Source organism: Paenibacillus xylanexedens (genome assembly GCF_007680605.1).
Classification (GTDB): domain Bacteria; phylum Bacillota; class Bacilli; order Paenibacillales; family Paenibacillaceae; genus Paenibacillus; species Paenibacillus xylanexedens_B.
In genome coordinates this window covers 37,655-55,252 of the sequence record NZ_VEIO01000013.1, presented here as the reverse complement: position 1 = coordinate 55,252, position 17,598 = coordinate 37,655, and the positions used below count along the sequence as shown (strand labels likewise).

At 47.5% G+C, this 17,598-nt stretch carries 14 protein-coding genes; all 14 read right to left on the bottom strand.

Translation table 11 applies throughout. The features are described 5' to 3' along the window. Window positions 1-224: 224 nt before the first annotated feature. The 14 genes from cysK to FS818_RS27040 all read right to left on the bottom strand — a co-directional run bounded on the left by cysK (window position 225) and on the right by FS818_RS27040 (window position 17,595). Window positions 225-1,163 carry a cysteine synthase A gene (gene cysK / locus FS818_RS27105; RefSeq protein WP_145336417.1) on the bottom strand — a complete coding sequence of 313 codons (939 nt, stop codon included), beginning with the start codon at window positions 1,161-1,163 and terminating at the stop codon, window positions 225-227. Window positions 1,164-1,562: 399 nt separating this feature from the next. Further along, complete coding sequence (locus tag FS818_RS27100) at window positions 1,563-2,513, bottom strand: peptidyl-prolyl cis-trans isomerase (protein ID WP_145336415.1); 951 nt, start codon at window positions 2,511-2,513, stop codon at window positions 1,563-1,565. Window positions 2,514-2,536: 23 nt separating this feature from the next. Then, the gene (hslO, locus tag FS818_RS27095; RefSeq protein ID WP_145336414.1) at window positions 2,537-3,454 is read right to left on the bottom strand and encodes an Hsp33 family molecular chaperone HslO; all 918 of its coding nucleotides are present in this window, start codon (window positions 3,452-3,454) and stop codon (window positions 2,537-2,539) included. A gap of 77 nt (window positions 3,455-3,531) precedes the next feature. Further along, window positions 3,532-4,302 (bottom strand): type III pantothenate kinase, encoded by a 771-nt coding sequence (locus tag FS818_RS27090; protein ID WP_145336412.1) that lies wholly within the window; start codon window positions 4,300-4,302, stop codon window positions 3,532-3,534. Between the two features lie 6 nt (window positions 4,303-4,308). Next, window positions 4,309-5,175 carry a carboxylating nicotinate-nucleotide diphosphorylase gene (nadC, locus tag FS818_RS27085; protein WP_145336410.1) on the bottom strand — a complete coding sequence of 289 codons (867 nt, stop codon included), beginning with the start codon at window positions 5,173-5,175 and terminating at the stop codon, window positions 4,309-4,311. Beyond that, entirely contained in the window at window positions 5,172-6,809 is a 1,638-nt protein-coding gene (nadB, locus tag FS818_RS27080; RefSeq protein ID WP_145336408.1) for an L-aspartate oxidase, read from the bottom strand. The genes nadC and nadB overlap by 4 nt, the downstream gene beginning before the upstream one ends. A gap of 34 nt (window positions 6,810-6,843) precedes the next feature. Then, on the bottom strand, window positions 6,844-7,782 hold the full coding sequence (gene nadA / locus FS818_RS27075; RefSeq protein WP_145336406.1) for a quinolinate synthase NadA: 939 nt from the start codon (window positions 7,780-7,782) through the stop codon (window positions 6,844-6,846). Window positions 7,783-8,076: 294 nt separating this feature from the next. Further along, complete coding sequence (ftsH, locus tag FS818_RS27070; protein WP_145336404.1) at window positions 8,077-10,119, bottom strand: ATP-dependent zinc metalloprotease FtsH; 2,043 nt, start codon at window positions 10,117-10,119, stop codon at window positions 8,077-8,079. 100 nt (window positions 10,120-10,219) lie between these two features. Then, window positions 10,220-10,759 (bottom strand): hypoxanthine phosphoribosyltransferase, encoded by a 540-nt coding sequence (gene hpt, locus FS818_RS27065; RefSeq protein ID WP_090924626.1) that lies wholly within the window; start codon window positions 10,757-10,759, stop codon window positions 10,220-10,222. Between the two features lie 52 nt (window positions 10,760-10,811). Next, complete coding sequence (gene tilS / locus FS818_RS27060; RefSeq protein ID WP_145336402.1) at window positions 10,812-12,251, bottom strand: tRNA lysidine(34) synthetase TilS; 1,440 nt, start codon at window positions 12,249-12,251, stop codon at window positions 10,812-10,814. Window positions 12,252-12,294: 43 nt separating this feature from the next. Further along, complete coding sequence (locus tag FS818_RS27055; protein WP_145336400.1) at window positions 12,295-13,242, bottom strand: protein kinase domain-containing protein; 948 nt, start codon at window positions 13,240-13,242, stop codon at window positions 12,295-12,297. Next, window positions 13,226-13,978, bottom strand: a complete 753-nt coding sequence (locus FS818_RS27050; protein WP_145336398.1) for a VWA domain-containing protein — start codon at window positions 13,976-13,978, stop codon at window positions 13,226-13,228. The genes FS818_RS27055 and FS818_RS27050 overlap by 17 nt, the downstream gene beginning before the upstream one ends. An 81-nt stretch (window positions 13,979-14,059) precedes the next feature. Further along, window positions 14,060-16,567, bottom strand: coding sequence for a stage II sporulation protein E (gene spoIIE, locus FS818_RS27045; protein WP_186331905.1), 2,508 nt, complete (start codon window positions 16,565-16,567; stop codon window positions 14,060-14,062). Between the two features lie 500 nt (window positions 16,568-17,067). After that, a complete protein-coding gene (locus FS818_RS27040) occupies window positions 17,068-17,595 on the bottom strand; it encodes a S1 domain-containing RNA-binding protein (protein WP_090924622.1) in 528 nt (175 codons plus the stop codon). Window positions 17,596-17,598: the final 3 nt, after the last annotated feature.

Here is a 17,598-nt window from a genome sequence, read left to right as displayed (position 1 = left end):
TATAAGTTGACTATATAATTTACACAGTCACCCCAATGGCAGATAAGCTGTGCAAACGAGTGTTCAACTTATGTAGTTCTTATTGTTTGATAGTATACTAAAGCGCCGTTGCTTTTAAAAGCATTACACAAAAAATCCTCCCCACCCGTCAGGGCAGGAAGGATACATATAAACCGTTCAGAAACATCAAGCTTATCCGGTAAAAGATAAGTCCTGTGCCTGAATTATGCCTCGAAATTGTAAAGCGGAGTGCTCAGATAACGTTCGCCGTTACTTGGCACGATAACGACAACGCGTTTACCTGCGCCCAGTTGTTTTGCTACTTGTAGTCCCGCGCGAATCGCTGCACCGGATGAAATACCGGATAGAATCCCCTCTTCTTTTGCAACAGCACGAGCGGTTTCAAATGCATCATCATTCTCGATGTGAATGATCTCGTCATATACTTCTTGATCCAAAATTTCAGGAATAAAGTTTGCGCCAATTCCCTGAATTTTGTGAGGACCCGGTTTACCGCCAGCCAGAATTGGTGATGCTGCCGGCTCTACGGCTACAATTTTGATCCCAGGGAATGCTTCTTTCAACACTTCACCCGTACCTGTGATTGTTCCGCCAGTACCGATTCCCGCAACAAATGCATCGAGCGTACCGCCTACAGACTGGATCGCTTCAACGATTTCGGGACCTGTCGTTTCGCGGTGAATCTTCACGTTCGCTTTGTTTTTGAACTGCTCCGCCATGAAGTAGGACGGATTTTCTTTCAATAGCTCTTCGGCTTTTTTGACTGCGCCATTCATTCCTTCTGCTCCAGGTGTAAGTACAAGCTCGGCACCATAAGCACGAAGCAGGTTACGACGCTCCAGACTCATCGTCTCAGGCATTACAATAACAGACTTGTAGCCTTTAGCAGCAGCAACCATCGCGAGGCCGATCCCCGTGTTACCGCTTGTTGCTTCAATGATCGTACCGCCCGGTTTCAGCTTGCCTTCTTTTTCCGCTTCTTCAACAATGCTAATTGCGATCCGGTCTTTAACACTTGATCCCGGGTTCTGGTATTCCAGCTTCACCAATACTTCAGCACTGCCTTCAGGTACGATATTGTTCAAACGAACAAGCGGAGTACCTCCGATGAGTTCAGTTACGTTATTAACTACTTTAGCCATATGAATGCCCTCCTTAGTGGTATAAATGATACTTAACTCCTGTAAATTTATGCGATGTTTGCGAATGAGCCTCTGGATGTTTATGAAGAACTGCGGAAATCCGGTGATTATCCGTTCCTTTCTGCATAAGAACCACGCATACAGGTATCAGGCAGCGCCGAGTTTTCCGAAAGTTTCTTTACTACATTGAAAACATCTAAATTCATGCATATCATGTGATGATGTATTTATATCCGAGTAAATGAGTAGGTTTTTGATTATTTTCATCTTATCAACGTTACACGCCATTGTCAATATGAGTACTCAAAAAAATACTTTGCCTTGGGCCCTGAGACCGTAGACAAAGTATTTTTATCAAGATGCCACTTCTATAAGACAGGAAATTTGCCAATCTTCGTTTCAGGAGGCAGGAATCTCGGAGATAATCACGGCCTCGTATTTATCGCGCAACATCTGTTCCACCTGTGGAAGTGGATCAGCCTGACTTAAGGCCAGCTCCATACGAATCTCTTCATGTACTTCCTTTGCTGACTGCTCCTGGCGTTCGACTTTGTCATTCAGTCTGATGATTGCATAACCGTCCTCAACTTTCACTGGACCAGCAATATCACCGATTGACATATTTGCAGCCTGTTGCAAAATGGATTTAGGTTGGAACGGATCGTTCTGATCGATCCACCCTAGTTTACCTCCCGCATCTCGGGAGTAACTATCCTCTGATTCGGAGCGAGCCATTTCTTCGAAATCTTTCCCGTTCCGAAGCTCCGTCAACATAGCCTCTGAATCAGACTTTTCTTTTACCACAATCATGGACAGATCGTATTTCTCAGGGGTGATATAGTCTTCTCGATGCTCTACCCAGTATTTTTGAATATCGTCATCCTTCACCTGTATACCTGCGGTAGCAATCTTTTCGAGCAGTAGACGGTAACCTGCCTCTAATTCGAGATCCTGTTTCGACAGGCCAAGCTGTGATTTCATGGCATCATAGTATGACTTCTCTGAATCATATCCATCCATCGCTCCAGCCATTTCTCTTGCGATCTCTTTCGGAGTAACCACCAAATTGCGTTGAAGAGCTTCTGCATATACTGCTTTCCGGTTCAGCATCTGTAGGAGGATCTCACTACCATAACGTCGTTTTAATGCATCCGTCCAAGCTTTATCTGTGATCACTTCACCATTAATCGTCGCAACCGTACTTCCCTCTTCCTTGCTCCCATCATGAGGTGTTTCTGCATCTTCTTTTCCCTGATGCAGCACCTGCATCGCCATGAATGTACCCATCACGAGCACGCCAAGTGTCAAAATAACGACCGCCGTCCATAATCCTTTTTCCTGTCTGGTCATACCTCATCCCGTCCCCGCATCGATCAATTCTTAGCTTGTTCTAGGATGGCCTCTAGCTGCTCTTTGTTAAAATCATACGCTTCATTACAGAATTGGCAGACCACTTCAGCCTGCCCTTCTTCTTCAATTAATTGCTCCAGCTCGGACTGACCAAGACTGATTAAGGTTTGTTCCAGACGTTCACGAGAACAACTGCATCTAAAACGAATATCAAGTTCGCCCATGACTTGCACATCCGGCAGGAGACGACGTAACAATTCCTCTAGCTCGAGTCCTTCGTTCAACAAGGTTGTCACCGGAGGCAAGGCACCAATAGCATTCTCGATTTCTGTAATCTCGGGATCAGTGAGACCTGGGAGAAGCTGAATAATAAATCCGCCTGAAACGATAACCGAATTATCCGTATCAACCAGCACACCCACGCCAACAGCAGAAGGCGTCTGTTCTGACTGAGCAAAATAATACGTAAAGTCTTCGCCCAGTTCACCCGAGATAATCGGAATGCTACCACGGTACGGGTCTTTCAGTCCCAGATCCTTCGTTATATTAATGAAACCTTCTGTACCCACCGCCCCAGCTACATCCAATTTCCCAAAACGATTGCTTGGCAGATGTACATGCGGATTTGAAACATAGCCGCGCACCTCACCTTTGGCATTAGCATCAGCTACGATCTGGCCTATTGGGCCATCACCGTTCACTTGAATAGTGAGTTTTTCATCACCTTTCAACATTGCCCCCATAATAGATGCGGTCGTTACTGTACGCCCCATAGCTGCTGTAGCCGTGGGAAACGTATCATGTCTTCTGCGTAGCTCTTCTACCAGTTCTGTGGTCTGAACGGCAAATGCTCTTACCTTTCCATTCATTGCTGTACCACGGATCAACCGGTCATGTTTGTTGTTGTTTTCCAAGTCATTCAGCCTCCTTTGGCGTGTCATTTTAATATCCTAACAGAAAAAAACGGCTCAACATTTAAGCTGTAATCCCAGCCTGCTGTATGCCGCCCTTTGTATGTCTACCTTTCCCGGTTCCGCTCGTAGATGACACGTAGCCCCTCAAGCGTAAGCAGTGGATCAACTTTCTCAATGCTACGGGTTTCTTCTGCAATCAGAGTAGCAAGACCTCCTGTGGCAATAACCATAGGCTCGGCCTTCATCTCTTCGCGGATTCGTTCTATGATCCCGTCCACTTGGCCGGCATAACCATAGATGATGCCGGACTGCATGGCATGTACGGTATTGCGCCCAATCACCTTCTTCGGCTTCTCCAGCTCAATTCGCGGTAGCTTCGCCGCTCGCTCGTAAAGCGCTTCGGTAGCAATGTGAATACCAGGTACAATTGCGCCTCCCAGGTAATGGCCTTTCTCATCAATACAGTCAAATGTTGTGGCTGTACCAAAATCAACGACCACAAGGGGGCCGCCGTATTTTTCCACGGCCGCCACAGCATTCACGATCCGATCCGCGCCTACTTCACGGGGATTCTCATATCGTAGATTCAGGCCGGTCTTGATACCGGGTCCAACCAGCAATGGTTTTTTTCCCACATATTTCACACACATCATTTCAATGACACTCACCAGTGGCGGAACCACAGATGAAATAATTACACCCTCGATGTCGCGGGCAGAAATACCTGACATATGAAATAAATTATAAATCAATACGCCGTATTCATCCACTGTGGACTGACGAGATGTGCTCAGACGAAAATGATGCAATAGTTCACGGCCGTGATATACCCCGAGCACGATGTTACTATTGCCCACGTCTACGACTAAAATCAAAGAGGTTCACCCCTCTTTCTTTTCGTTTAGATCCAGGCTGATATCCAGGCTCTCAAAAGAATAGGTTAACCTGCCAACCGAAATTACATCCACACCCGTTTCCGCTATTCCGCGAATCGTTTCAAGTGATACATTGCCGGATGCTTCTATCTTCACATGCGGAGCCTGTTCACGAATCAGAGCGACTGCTTCTCGCATCCGATCAGGCCGCATGTTATCCAGCATAATGATATCTGCGCCTGCTTGCAAGGCTTCCTGTACCTGGGCCATATTTTCCGTTTCAACTTCAATCGTCATCGTATGCGGAATAACTGCCCGTGCTCGCTCAACAGCTTCTGTAATGCTGCCTGCACCTTTAATATGATTGTCTTTGATCATAACGGCATCATACAGTCCAAACCGGTGATTGGCTCCGCCACCTACACGTACTGCATACTTTTCCAGCAAGCGATGGCCTGGTGTTGTTTTGCGTGTATCGACAAGTCTGGTCTTCAATCCATCAAGAGCATCCACGTAGGAACGTGTTCGGGTAGCAACACCGGACATACGCTGTAACAGATTAAGTGCGAGCCGTTCCCCAGTCAGGAGCGAATGTGTACTTCCTTCAACTTCAGCCAATATGGTGCCAGGGATAACTATATCACCGTCATTTACCTTTGCCGTATAACGGAGCTCTGGATCTACGACTTGAAAAACAAGCTCAGCAATCGTCATACCCGCTATGACTCCATGATCTTTGGCATGAATCACAGCCTTGGATTCACTGCCTGCTGGAATGGTCACATTCGTTGTGACATCACCTGCACCTACATCCTCGCGCAGCCAGCCTTTGATCGTCTCAATTAGTTCCTCATTATATCCGTTCAGTATCATGACATCCATTCCTCCACAATCGCTTGTTCTCGCTGCTGCAGACTATGCTTCTGCCATATTATATCGTCTCGTGCAGGGAAGTCCTCACGGTAATGTGCTCCTCGGCTCTCCTCACGGTGTAGCGCTCCGCTGGTTACAAGCCACGCACAAGTCAGAAGGTTCGCATACTCCAGTTCTTCCCTTTGTGTAAGTTTCTGATCGAAAAAAGACAACTCCTGCTGCAATTTATCTATAGCCTGCCTCAGATTAGTTCCATTTCTTCGCAGACCCACTTGACGAACCATCATCTTTTGCAGACGTAAACGTCTTTCCGATACCGGCTTGGAATGCTGCTGCTCTTTCGCATCGTTAATGTTCTTATTTTCTGTGCTCGGAGATTTTACATCTCTCCCCAGCGTCCCTTCGAGCGGCGGCAACGAATGAATACGTTCCACGATTCTGCGGCCAAATACAATCGCTTCAGATAAGGAATTGCTCGCTAGTCGATTGGCTCCGTGCACGCCGGTAGAGGATACCTCGCCACAGGCAAATAAACGGGGGATACTGCTCTCACCACTCAAGTCCGTCTTTACTCCGCCCATCATATAATGAGCCGCAGGCGCAACCGGAATCCAATCCGTAGTCATGTCGAGACCGTAACGCATACAAGTTTCATAAATGGTAGGAAAACGATGTTTCACCATCTCCGGCTGCTCATGGGTAATGTCGAGGTACACAAAGGTGCTGTTTGTCAGTTCCATCTCGCTGACAATCGCTCTAGCTACAATATCACGAGGTGCCAATTCAAGCTGCGGGTGATATTTCTCCATAAAACGCTCACCCTTCACGTTGCGAAGGTAAGCCCCTTCCCCGCGTACCGCTTCAGATACCAGGAAGCGGGGTGCTCCCGGGTAACATAAGGATGTCGGGTGGAACTGGATAAATTCCATATCACGAACTATAGCCCCCGCACGGTATGCCATAGCTACCCCGTCAGCTGTAGCTACATCGGGATTGGTTGTATAACGATACAGCTGTCCCGCCCCGCCCGAGCAGAGCACTGTTGCTTTTGCTTTGACAAATACCTTTGAGCCGTCTTCTTTCAGAATCAGAGCGCCGATACATTCTCCTCGATCCGTAATCAAATCCACCACAAAGTGCTCATCCCAAACGTCAATGCCCGAATGCTCGTGAACCTCAACGGCGAGCGCTCTTACGATCTCATATCCAGTTGCATCCCCATTGGCATGTAAAATACGGCGGTGGCTGTGCGCACCTTCCTGCGTCAACGCCAATTCGCCGTTCTCCAGATCGAACAATGTCCCCAGACGGATCAGTTCTCTGACACCGTCCGGGCCCTCATTCACCAAGACTTCAACCGCCTCGGATCGGCACAAACCCGCTCCGGCAACAAGAGTATCTTGCAAGTGGTACGCAGGAGAATCATCTTCAGCAATAACAGCCGCAATCCCGCCCTGCGCATATCTGGTGTTACTCTCAAGCAAAGACTTCTTCGTAATCATCAGAACACGATGCTGTTCGCTAGCCTTAATTGCGGTAAACAGGCCAGCAATGCCTGAACCAATCACCAGTACATCGGTCTCCACCATCGGCAGCGCAGAGAGGTCGAAATCATATATATATTGCGGTATCATCGTTTCACCTGTCTCGGAGCAAGAGTAACGCATGTTACTTCACCAGTAACATGCGCTCTAGTGATTCTCTGGCTTTATCAGCAACAGCAGGAGGGACATAAATCTGCGGTTTCATCGTTTCCAGGCATTTGACCAGCTTCTTCAGGTTGTTAACCTTCATGTTTGGACATACCAGGAACTTGGTTGCAAAATGGAACTGTTTATCCGGACTGTCGAGGCGAAGCTGATATCCTGTACCATCCTCTGTGCCGACAATGAATTCCTTCGTGGAGGATTTTTTGCAATATTCCAGAATCGCTGTCGTGCTACCTACAAAGTCACCCATTTCTACAACTTCAGGGCGGCATTCAGGGTGCACTACAAACTCAGCATTCGGATATTTAGCCTTCATCTCAACAACATCTTTTACCGTGAGCATATCGTGTGTATTGCAGTATCCTTCCCAGATGATCATCTTCTTGTCTGTGTGCTGCTGTACATAATGCCCCAGGTTTTTATCAGGTACCCAGATGATTTCCTCTGAGTCTACGGACTGGATTACACGAACAGCATTGGCTGATGTACAGCAAATATCTGTTTCTGCTTTGATCTCAGCCGAGGAATTAATGTAGGTGACTACCTTGGCGTTCGGATGTTGTGCCTTCAACTTACGTAATCCGTCCACGTTCACCATATCCGCCATCGGGCACCCAGCACGTTCATCAGGAATCAGAACGGTTTTATTGGGAGCCAGAATTTTAGCGCTTTCACCCATAAAATGAACACCGCAGAATACAATTACGTCCGCATCTGTTTGTGCCGCCTTCTGGGCAAGCAGGAAAGAATCTCCGCGAAAATCTGCGACTTCCTGTACTTCATCACGTTGATAATAATGAGCAAGAATAATAGCATTACGTTCCTTCTTGAGTTCCATCAGCCGCTCACGCAGCTCACGATTCATCTCAGCCTTGCGCTCTAAAGCCAGAGCTTCCACCTGTGATCCTCTCCTTATCGGGACAGCGTCAAGCGCTGTTTCATGGGCTAACCTGTGTCGTTATGTTCGCTGGTGAAACGAATCACAAGCGGTTTAACAACTAATGTACACAACGTTCACGACTCTGTCAATAAATGAAAAAGGGCAGGATATACTCCCTTATCCCCCTTATGCTGTCCGGTTCGCCATTTAGCTCTTGATTATCTGTTTCTTCTAGGAATGAATAATTTCTACAAAAAAAGAGAGCCACGAGGGCTCTCTTATCTTTCCGATAGCATGACCGGACATGTGATATTAAGATGTCGGTTTCGTACCGCCATCGTTTGGATCATTGCTACCCTTATCCAAGTCAGGAGCTTCATTCGGAATATCACCAGCTGGCGGCTCAGATGTTTCATCCTTACCCTGAATGCGTACGCGAACATCACCGATGTTATCAATGATTGGCTCGCCGCCTTCATTTGGCGTACCTTCTCCCGAATTGTCACTGTCTGCTTTTGGTGTCAAGGAACCTGTTTCGATCAACTGCTTGATCTGATCCATTTCCAACGTTTCCACTTCAAGCAATGTTTCGGCAATCAGATGCATCTCTCTTGTATGTTTTGTAAGGAGGGCTTTACACTTTTCATAACATTCGTTAATAAAGCGCTGCATCTCTTGGTCAATCTCATATGCGATGGAATCCGAGTAATTCTGCTCATGACCGATATCCCGTCCAAGGAATACCTGTCCTTGTGAACTTCCGAATTGCATTGGACCCAGTTTCTCACTCATACCATATTCCATAACCATGCTGCGCACGATACCTGTCGCTTGTTGGAAGTCACTATATGCACCGGTACCAATCTCACCGATAAACAATTCTTCCGCCACGCGACCTCCGAGAAGTCCGGTTACTTTATCCAGCAACTCCTGTTTGGTAACGAGCATGCGGTCTTCTTTTGGCAACATGATTACATATCCACCCGCACGTCCGCGCGGAATGATGGTCACTTTATGTACCATATCAGCATGTTCCAGGAAGTATCCTACAATGGTATGGCCTGCTTCGTGATAAGCAACAATGCGTTTCTCCCGATCACTGATGACACGGCTTTTCTTCTCCGTACCAACGATGACACGGTCAATCGCCTCATCCACTTCACGCATGGAAATATCTTTTCTGTTACGGCGTGCTGCGAGCAATGCCGCTTCATTCAGCAAGTTCTCCAGATCTGCACCCGAGAAACCTGTTGTACGCTTCGCAATAATGTCCAGTCTCACATCTTTCGTGAGCGGTTTGTTACGGGAGTGTACTTTCAGAACAGCTTCACGGCCTTTAACATCTGGACGATCCACTGTGATTTGACGGTCAAAACGGCCTGGACGCAACAATGCAGGGTCTAGAATGTCTGCACGGTTCGTGGCAGCAACGATGATAATACCTTCGTTTGCACCGAATCCGTCCATCTCAACGAGCAATTGGTTCAGGGTTTGTTCACGTTCGTCGTGACCGCCACCAAGACCAGCACCACGCTGGCGTCCCACTGCATCGATTTCGTCAATAAAGATGATACAAGGCGCATTTTTCTTTGCATTTTCGAACAAGTCACGTACACGTGATGCACCGACACCGACAAACATTTCAACGAAGTCGGAACCGGAAATGCTGAAGAATGGTACACCTGCTTCACCGGCTACAGCACGAGCAAGCAAAGTCTTACCTGTACCTGGAGGACCTACGAGCAATACGCCCTTCGGAATACGTGCCCCAACGGCTGCGAACTTCCGAGGGTCCTTGAGGAAGTCTACGACTTCAACAAGCTCTTGTTTCTCCTCGTCTGCACCCGCCACATCTTCAAATGTTACGCGCTTCTTCTCTTCATTGTAGAGGCGAGCACGGCTTTTACCAAAGTTCATTACTTTACCGCCGCCGCCTTGAGCCTGATTAAACAGGAAGAAGAACAGCAGGAACATAATGATCAAAGGAATAAAGGAAGTCAGCAACGTTAACCAGATGCTGTCACCTTTCATTGGTTCCTGATGATATTCAAATTTGTTAGCTTCACTTGCAGCTACAAGTTCGGTAATTGCCTCATCCGTAGGAGGAATATACGTTGAGAAATTTTCTGATTTGGCCCCATCAGGTGCTTGTTTGTATCGGCCGGTCACGAGATATGTCTGACCGTTGAATTGAACAGTCACTTCGGCGATATTGTTGGCTTTAACCTCAGCACGAAACTGATCATATCTAGGGTTTTCTATAACATCGTTTCCATCTGTGATAAATCTAACTAAACCCACCACAACTAAAAAAAGAATCAAATAAAAACCAGAATTCCGGATGAACCGATTCATCCCCTACCTCCTCTCGAGACACTTTAATTATTTTAACATAGCCCGACATGGCTTCTCAATAGAAGCCAAGAACAGCTCAAGGCTTCGGCCTTACTGGATATCAGCTTGTGTAGATTTCTGGTTTCAGAATCCCGATATATGGAAGATTCCGGTATTGCTCGGCATAATCCAGACCGTACCCCACGATAAACGCATCAGGGATATCAAAGCCCGTGTAGTGAGCTTCCAGTTCCACTTTGCGGCCGGATGGTTTATCGAACAATGTTACCACACGTACGGTTTCAGCACCGCGGTTTTCCAACAGTTCAATCAAATAGCTGAGGGTCAGTCCGCTGTCGATAATATCTTCGACAATCAGAACTTCACGTCCTTCAACGGATACATCCAGATCCTTGATGATTTTGACAACACCGGATGACTTGGTAGATGCACCATAACTGGATACGGCCATAAAATCCATCTCTACCGGTACCGTTATGTTCTTAACCAAATCAGCCATAAATATAAACGCACCTTTGAGCACACAAATGACCAAAGGGTTCCGGTTAGCATAATCGGCACTGAGTGTTGCGCCTAATTCCTTAACCTTACTCTGAATTTCTTCTTCACTGATCAATACTTCTTGAATGTCGTTCTGCAACTGTGCGAACCTCCTAAGTTATACTATGAAAGCCTTACCTGAACCATAACCACTACCCATGAATCGCTGAATCGCCTACAGTCATGTACAGGATTGCGGAAGTGCTCTCCCTGACAGGAGCCATATCGGACCGGCGAACACCCGGTAACCAGATGACATTGCCTGCTCCATCACACACCACAGGAATGCGTGGTCTGACAGATGGGGGAATTTTCTCGTCGATGAAAATATTTTTCACCTTTTTGCTCCCGTTTAATCCCATTACCTTCATGGTATCTCCAGGTAACCGTGAACGTACAACCAGCGGCATCTGAAGCTTATTTGCATCAAATGCGGCCTGATCAGCCGATTCCGGTACATGATAGTTTTCGGGACTCATCGGCATCAACCGGATATATCGGTTAATCTCGGTGAGTGAAAGCTCATAAGTTCCGCTCCATTGTGCAAGACGATACTCGTAAGATTGATCCTGTGCACTTGCCCGTTCGCCAAAAGAGATCAGACCATACTCCCGGGCACATACGAGTGTCTGTCCTATATCCAGGCTCCAGGTCGTCTCCTCGGTCTCCATGACCTTGCGCCGAATAGTTTCAATACGGGTAAAGTCGACAAAATCACTGTCCAAAGGCAGATAATTCAATATTAGTTTAATCAACCTTCGTTGTAAAGCGACATGTAACTTCAAGAAGGAAGGCACCTCAAAGGTCTGCCTTCCGCCGTTCACCTGCACTAGACACCTGTATGTGTCATGAGTACTCTGCTCCATGAAATCGTCTTCGTCACCCACAATTTCGGCAAGTCGATTCAGTGACGGCGTGAGTTGTCCATTATATTGCCCCAAAAATGGAAGCACATCCAGACGAATCGCATTACGCCGATATTTTCGTTGATCATTACTCTCATCATGAAAATAAGTAAAACCCTTAGTAATACAAGCTTCTACAAGGTCTGTCTTGTTTATACGAAGGCATGGTCGGATAAGTTCCACATTTTTTTCACGACGTTTGAACTTCATACCTGCAAGTCCCGAAAGCCCGCTACCTCGAAGCAAATGCAGCATAACTGTCTCTGCCTGATCATCGGCATGATGTGCCAGGGCAATACTTGCTGCCCCATATTTGTCAGCCACTTCATGCAAAAAGGCGTAACGCCGGTTCCTTGCTGCCTCCTGTGGACCCTGACCTGTCTGTTTCATATAGGAAGGTATGTCCGCTTTGACCCACTCAAATGCAAGGCCAAGCTGACGTGCCAAATCCATCATCTGACGGGCTTCTTGATCCGACTCCGTCCGAAATCCATGATGTACATGGGCACAGATCAATTCGAGCGGCACATGTCGCTTGCTGATCTCATGCATGATATGCAAAAAAGCTACCGAATCCGGCCCGCCCGATACAGCGATGACAATCCGGTCCCCGGGAACCCATAACTGATGCTCTTCCGCTGCATCCAGTACGTTATTCACCAGTGTCTCCCAGCGCGAAGCTTCCATACCTGTTCCTCATTCCTTACGTTATGTATATGCACGCCCAACATCAAAAACGTAGTGCATAGATAAGTACACCGATAAGTAGAATTACCGATAGAGCAAATGCATTTTTCAGCCATCGCGGTGTGCTGCTTCTGGAACGCCGGCGCATCTGTATAGGACGTGCCATCAATTCCTTCCACGATTTTGCAGCATGGTCTGCATTCTGGAATTGTCCCCGTAAGGCCACAATAATCCACTCACGAAAAGGAGCCAGCCGTTCGCTTTTTTCCACCAACATCACAAGTTGATTCACATTCCGCAATTGCGGGAGTCCATCTGCAGCCAAAGACTTCAGCGCGTCCGCTTCCAAAATGTGAATCATCAAAAGCGCATAGGCAAACACATCATATGTAGCATCTGCAGTTCGGCTACCTGCATTCCAAAATCCCCGGTCATACCATTCCGTGAACTGTTTAACACTTCGTCCAATGGACGTTACCCCGCCATAATCAATCAACTCGACATGACCGTAATCGGATACGAGTACATTTTGAGGTTTGAGATCGCCAAATACCCAGCCTGCCTGATGTAATTGAGCAAGTCTCTGCAACAATCTTAATCCAACCAGCAGTGTCCAGTCCGTTCCCTGACGCCGAATGAAATGATGGAGAGCCTCACCCCGAACGTAGCGCATCACATAAAAAGGAATATCCCGTCCACGAACGGCATAATCATCCACATCTTTAAGATAGGAAGGAATGCCGCTCTGCCGAAGGGCTTCATGATTACGCTGTAACTGAAATGATTTGAGTACATTGATCTCCGATTGCAAATCGACCGGATCAAATCCCATTTTGAGCGCATAATGTTTGCCATTCTCTCCACGCTGGACAAGGAAAACAACCCCATTGGCGCCTCTGCCCAGCAACTTTCGAATCGTATACCGACTTCGGTTCCATTTCCCCGTAATGACGGTTCCCGGCGGGAAAGAGGCATCAGACAACGTTGTCACCGAGCATCCCTTCTCTTTCAATGCGATAGTTCCCTTCTATTTCCTGCTGTTCCTCCAGTGTACCATAACGGTAAAAATCAATCACCTTCTGAATTGCAGGGCCTGTCGGCGTTGCCCCCTTTGTCTGCAAGCGTCCGAACAAGGAACGAACACGTCCGGGATCATCGGTCCAGTCGATGTCCATTACCGCATCCTCTCCGCTGAGGCGACCTGGAAAATGAAATACAGATAAACGACTTTTGCCTACTCGTGCCTGCAGGCTTAACATCAAATCCCGAATCCCTTCTTCTACTGCTGCCAGTTTCGGTTTCATACTAGCACTGACGTCAATCAGAAGCGTGACCTGCAGGGCGGCATTTTCTGTCAGATTGTCAATCACTTCCACCACCTGCGAGCGCTGGGATGGTTCCAGATCCGTTACTGTCTTGGTCCCCTTCTCTCCCAAAATTTGTGTTAACTCTCTATTAACCGCCTGTTGAATGGTCTGAACCACTGTTTTTCTCGTCATCATCTGCATCGTATGCGCAAGCTGTCTTGTACCTACAATCTGACTAATGCCTCCGCCAGCTCTCGCAATATCCTCAATCTCCCGACTACCCAGCTCACCAATCGTGCCATAATCAATTACACCTACGACATTGACTGTAATCCCCTCTTCGCGTGCCTCCGCCGCTGCCAGTACCGGGCTTACCCCCACATTGGAACAACCGTCGGTGATCAACAAAATTTGTTTCATCCGATATCCCTCCGTTTTTCGTACTCTCCAATTCTATGACTAGCATTGCCACATTGAAGAGAGTTCAAACGGATTCCCGGCTTAACTTACGGTGCGCGGACGCTCCATACGATTAATACCAGGTACACGCAAGGTGGCCCATTCCGGGCGATAATGTTCAACTTTACCCACCACAACAGTCATGTCATCCAAAATCTCCTGCTGCTGATAGCGAATAACACTCTCAAGCAAGCAATCTGCAAGTTCTTGCGGATCATCCGTATGAATATCCTGAATAAGCCGTTTCATCCATAGCTCTTTATTGACCGCGTATCCTGGAGCATCATAGATTCCGTCTGTCATCATGATCAAGATATCACCCGGCTGTAACTGAAGGGTAACCAGATCGACCTCAATATCTTTAATGATCCCAATCGGTAGATTGCTCGCTGAAACTTGAATAACCTCCTGCCCACGTTTAATAAAACTTGGGGTCGAACCAATTTTCATAAACGTTGTCTCTGCCGTATATTCATCGATCAGTGCCATATCTACTGTGGCATACATCTCCTCTGGAGAACGCAGCATCAGCACCGAATTGACAGATTTGATTGCTAATTTCTCGTCCATCCCCGATTGAAGCAGTTGCTCCAAAATATTTAATGCAGCACTGCTCTCCATACGAGCCCGTTCCCCGTTGCCCATCCCGTCACTAAGTGCCACTGCAAACGTACCATTGCCGAGTTCCACAGTGCTGAAGCTGTCTCCCGACATCACATCGCCTCCTTTGGCGGCGGCAGCTACACCTGTTGTAATCTCAAATGTCTTCGCTGAACCGAAGGTCACGGTGGCCAGTCCCTGACGGGGATCGGTCATGGTCTCATGCAACACAGCAATATGCTCGTCCAGCACGTTAGAGATCAGCGGAGCGATCATTTTACGGCATTCATCAAATCCTCTTGTATAAGCATGTACAATCTCAATCTCCACGTTGCCAGCTTCCAGATTGATAATCTCTATAGAATGAATGGATAGTCCCAATGACTCCAGCGCATCCCGAATTTCTTCTTCCTGCTGTACCATCTCCTCGCTTTCGCGTTGAATTTCTTTGGCCAAGTCTTCCATCACCTGGGATACTCCGGACAGTTGCTCAGCAACCAGCTGACGACTATCCATAATCTGGCGTTTCCATTGCATATTATGCTGATGCAGGCCATATTGGGCACGCATCACTTCAAGTACCTCCTCCGGCTTGGCACAGACCCGGTTCCATTCTGCCGGAATTTGGTTACCTGACAGCTCCGGGTTTGCCTCAATGGAACTCATCACATCGGTCATATAGCTATACGTTTGAATAAATTTCGCATCCCAGCACTGTGCACGCTTAAAGCATCCTGCACAGGTTCCCTCAGCAACTGCGTTCATAAAGTGATCCATCCCGCCTTCTTTGTGTACCGGCTCCCCCGTACCGGACATCTGATCGAAGCTGCGTGACAACTGACGGAATACCTGTGAGAAGCGCGTTACTCGCTCGGCCGTAATATCCCGAATACGTTTCGCATATTCATGCTGGGATCGGGTATGATCCTGTGTGCCTGGTACATACTTGGAGATGGCTGTGAACATGCTTTTTGGTGTTAACATAAACAGCACGATAGCTGCGCACGTTTCCCACAAGGAATTCATCACGTCACTCGGACCGCCCAAGTATATCGATAGAATAGATGAACCTAGCAACATCCCTAGGGCAACCCCCATACGTTTCCCTTCACGAAGCATACCCGCTAACATTCCGGCAAAAGCAAGCAGACTCATCTGATACACGGCAGACATATCGGCGAGACTCAGAATTAACCCTGTAATCACTCCTACCGATGCACCCAGGGGGGCTCCGCCCACCAGCGCAAAGACGAGAATGAGATAACGGGAGAGCATATGCTCCACCGAAAGAGACTGAATGGTCCACCCAACTGCCCCGGTCATCACGGAAGCCAGCAGGATGATCAGGCACAAAATCTCCTCGTTCTTTAGGCTGAATTTTTTTTTGCGATACGTAAAAATGGGGATGGCCTGAATGAATACAAGGGTTAATACGAAACTTAGCACGGAATCCATGGTTAGCATCATCATCGCATACCAACTGAACGAAGGCCCAATCACAACGGCGAATAGCTTCACCATAAAAGTTGTCGTAAACACCATCGCTGGTGCATAAGATAATTCAGCACGGTCGTAAGACTCGAGCCCTCTGAACAGCAGATAGAAGATGGCAATCTCAGAGGCCACAATTAGAGAAACCGGAAATGGTGCAAACAGACTCCCTGCGAGTAATGCCGCACCAACGGGGATAATATAATCCCTGCGCATAAAAGCAATCACGGCAAAGTATGCAATGGCAAAAGGAGATAATTCATTCAGGATCATCGCCTTTCCCAGTAAGAATCCCATAAAAGTAAGTAGCAACACCCACTTGCGAGATACCATAGCCTGGACAGCCTTGCGGGAACCCAGCCATTGTTTCAGACGTACCGACAGCTCCTCACGAGCTGTAGCGCCTCCCTTGCCTGTTTTCATCCCCGGAAATTGAATGACATTCCACTTCTCCATCATGCTCAAGGCACCCCATTCGATTATATGATTTCGTGTTTCACTCTCGATGGTTCTGATTATAGATAGAATAGAAGACGTAGTTTGTCAGAATAGCTGGACGAGCTTCAAAAAGTTTACGACAAAAGAAACCGCTATGGCGCGATGGTGCGAAACCCTCGGCCTTATTGCGCTTTCCAGCATTTTTAGGCAGACTGTTGAACAGTGGCATGTCTGATTTTGAACGGGAAGTTAGAGGGTATCGTCATGATCTGAGCAGAATAACTGGAGAACGCCATGGAAACCTGTCGGTAAAAAATGGAAGACGACAAATGTTCTTATTCTTCCCTGCACAATGTAAATCATGAAGAAATCGTGTCGCGTCTTACCTAAAAATAAACTCCTGACCGATGTTTCATCGAAATATGAATGCTGGTCATCCGATGATATAAAATAAGCACAAAAAAACCGTTAGCCAGCAGGCTAACGGTTTTAATTATATATTCAAATCAGGTTGAAACAGATTACACACGCTTAGCGCCACGGCCACCACGTTTGCCTTCTGTATTCTTCTTGAGCGAAGAGATCCGTTCCTCGCTATCTTTCAGGAAGCGTGACATTTTATCCTCAAATGAAGGTTTGCCTGCTGCGGGCTTGAAAGAACGGCCTCCGCGGTCACGGTTAAATCCACCGCCGCCACCACCACGACCTTGGCCACCACTTGGGCCACCGCCGCTGAATCGTTCGCGATCTCCTCCACTGCGTTCCGGTCTAGGAGCTCTTGGGGGTCTGGATTGAGTTTGTTGCTCTACCGGTTTGTCAACAGCCTGTTTGATGGAAAGTCCGATCTTGCCGTCTTTGTCAACGTTGATAACCTTTACTGTGACTTGGTCATTCAGCTTCAGGTGGTCGTTGACATCTTTGACGTAATTGTCGGCGATTTCCGAGATGTGAACGAGACCCGTGACACCTCCTGACAGATCCACAAATGCTCCAAAATGCGTGATTCCTGTCACCTTGCCCTCTAACTTGGTGCCCACTTCAATTGCCATAGA

Coding starts and splice junctions, on each gene's coding strand:
- cysK (WP_145336417.1), bottom strand. CDS start 1,163: ATGGCTAAAGTAGTTAATAACGTAACTGAACTCATCGGAGGTACTCCG.
- FS818_RS27100 (WP_145336415.1), bottom strand. CDS start 2,513: ATGACCAGACAGGAAAAAGGATTATGGACGGCGGTCGTTATTTTGACA.
- hslO (WP_145336414.1), bottom strand. CDS start 3,454: ATGACACGCCAAAGGAGGCTGAATGACTTGGAAAACAACAACAAACAT.
- nadC (WP_145336410.1), bottom strand. CDS start 5,175: ATGATACTGAACGGATATAATGAGGAACTAATTGAGACGATCAAAGGC.
- nadB (WP_145336408.1), bottom strand. CDS start 6,809: ATGATACCGCAATATATATATGATTTCGACCTCTCTGCGCTGCCGATG.
- ftsH (WP_145336404.1), bottom strand. CDS start 10,119: ATGAATCGGTTCATCCGGAATTCTGGTTTTTATTTGATTCTTTTTTTA.
- tilS (WP_145336402.1), bottom strand. CDS start 12,251: ATGGAAGCTTCGCGCTGGGAGACACTGGTGAATAACGTACTGGATGCA.
- FS818_RS27050 (WP_145336398.1), bottom strand. CDS start 13,978: ATGAAACAAATTTTGTTGATCACCGACGGTTGTTCCAATGTGGGGGTA.
- spoIIE (WP_186331905.1), bottom strand. CDS start 16,567: ATGATGGAGAAGTGGAATGTCATTCAATTTCCGGGGATGAAAACAGGC.
- FS818_RS27040 (WP_090924622.1), bottom strand. CDS start 17,595: ATGGCAATTGAAGTGGGCACCAAGTTAGAGGGCAAGGTGACAGGAATC.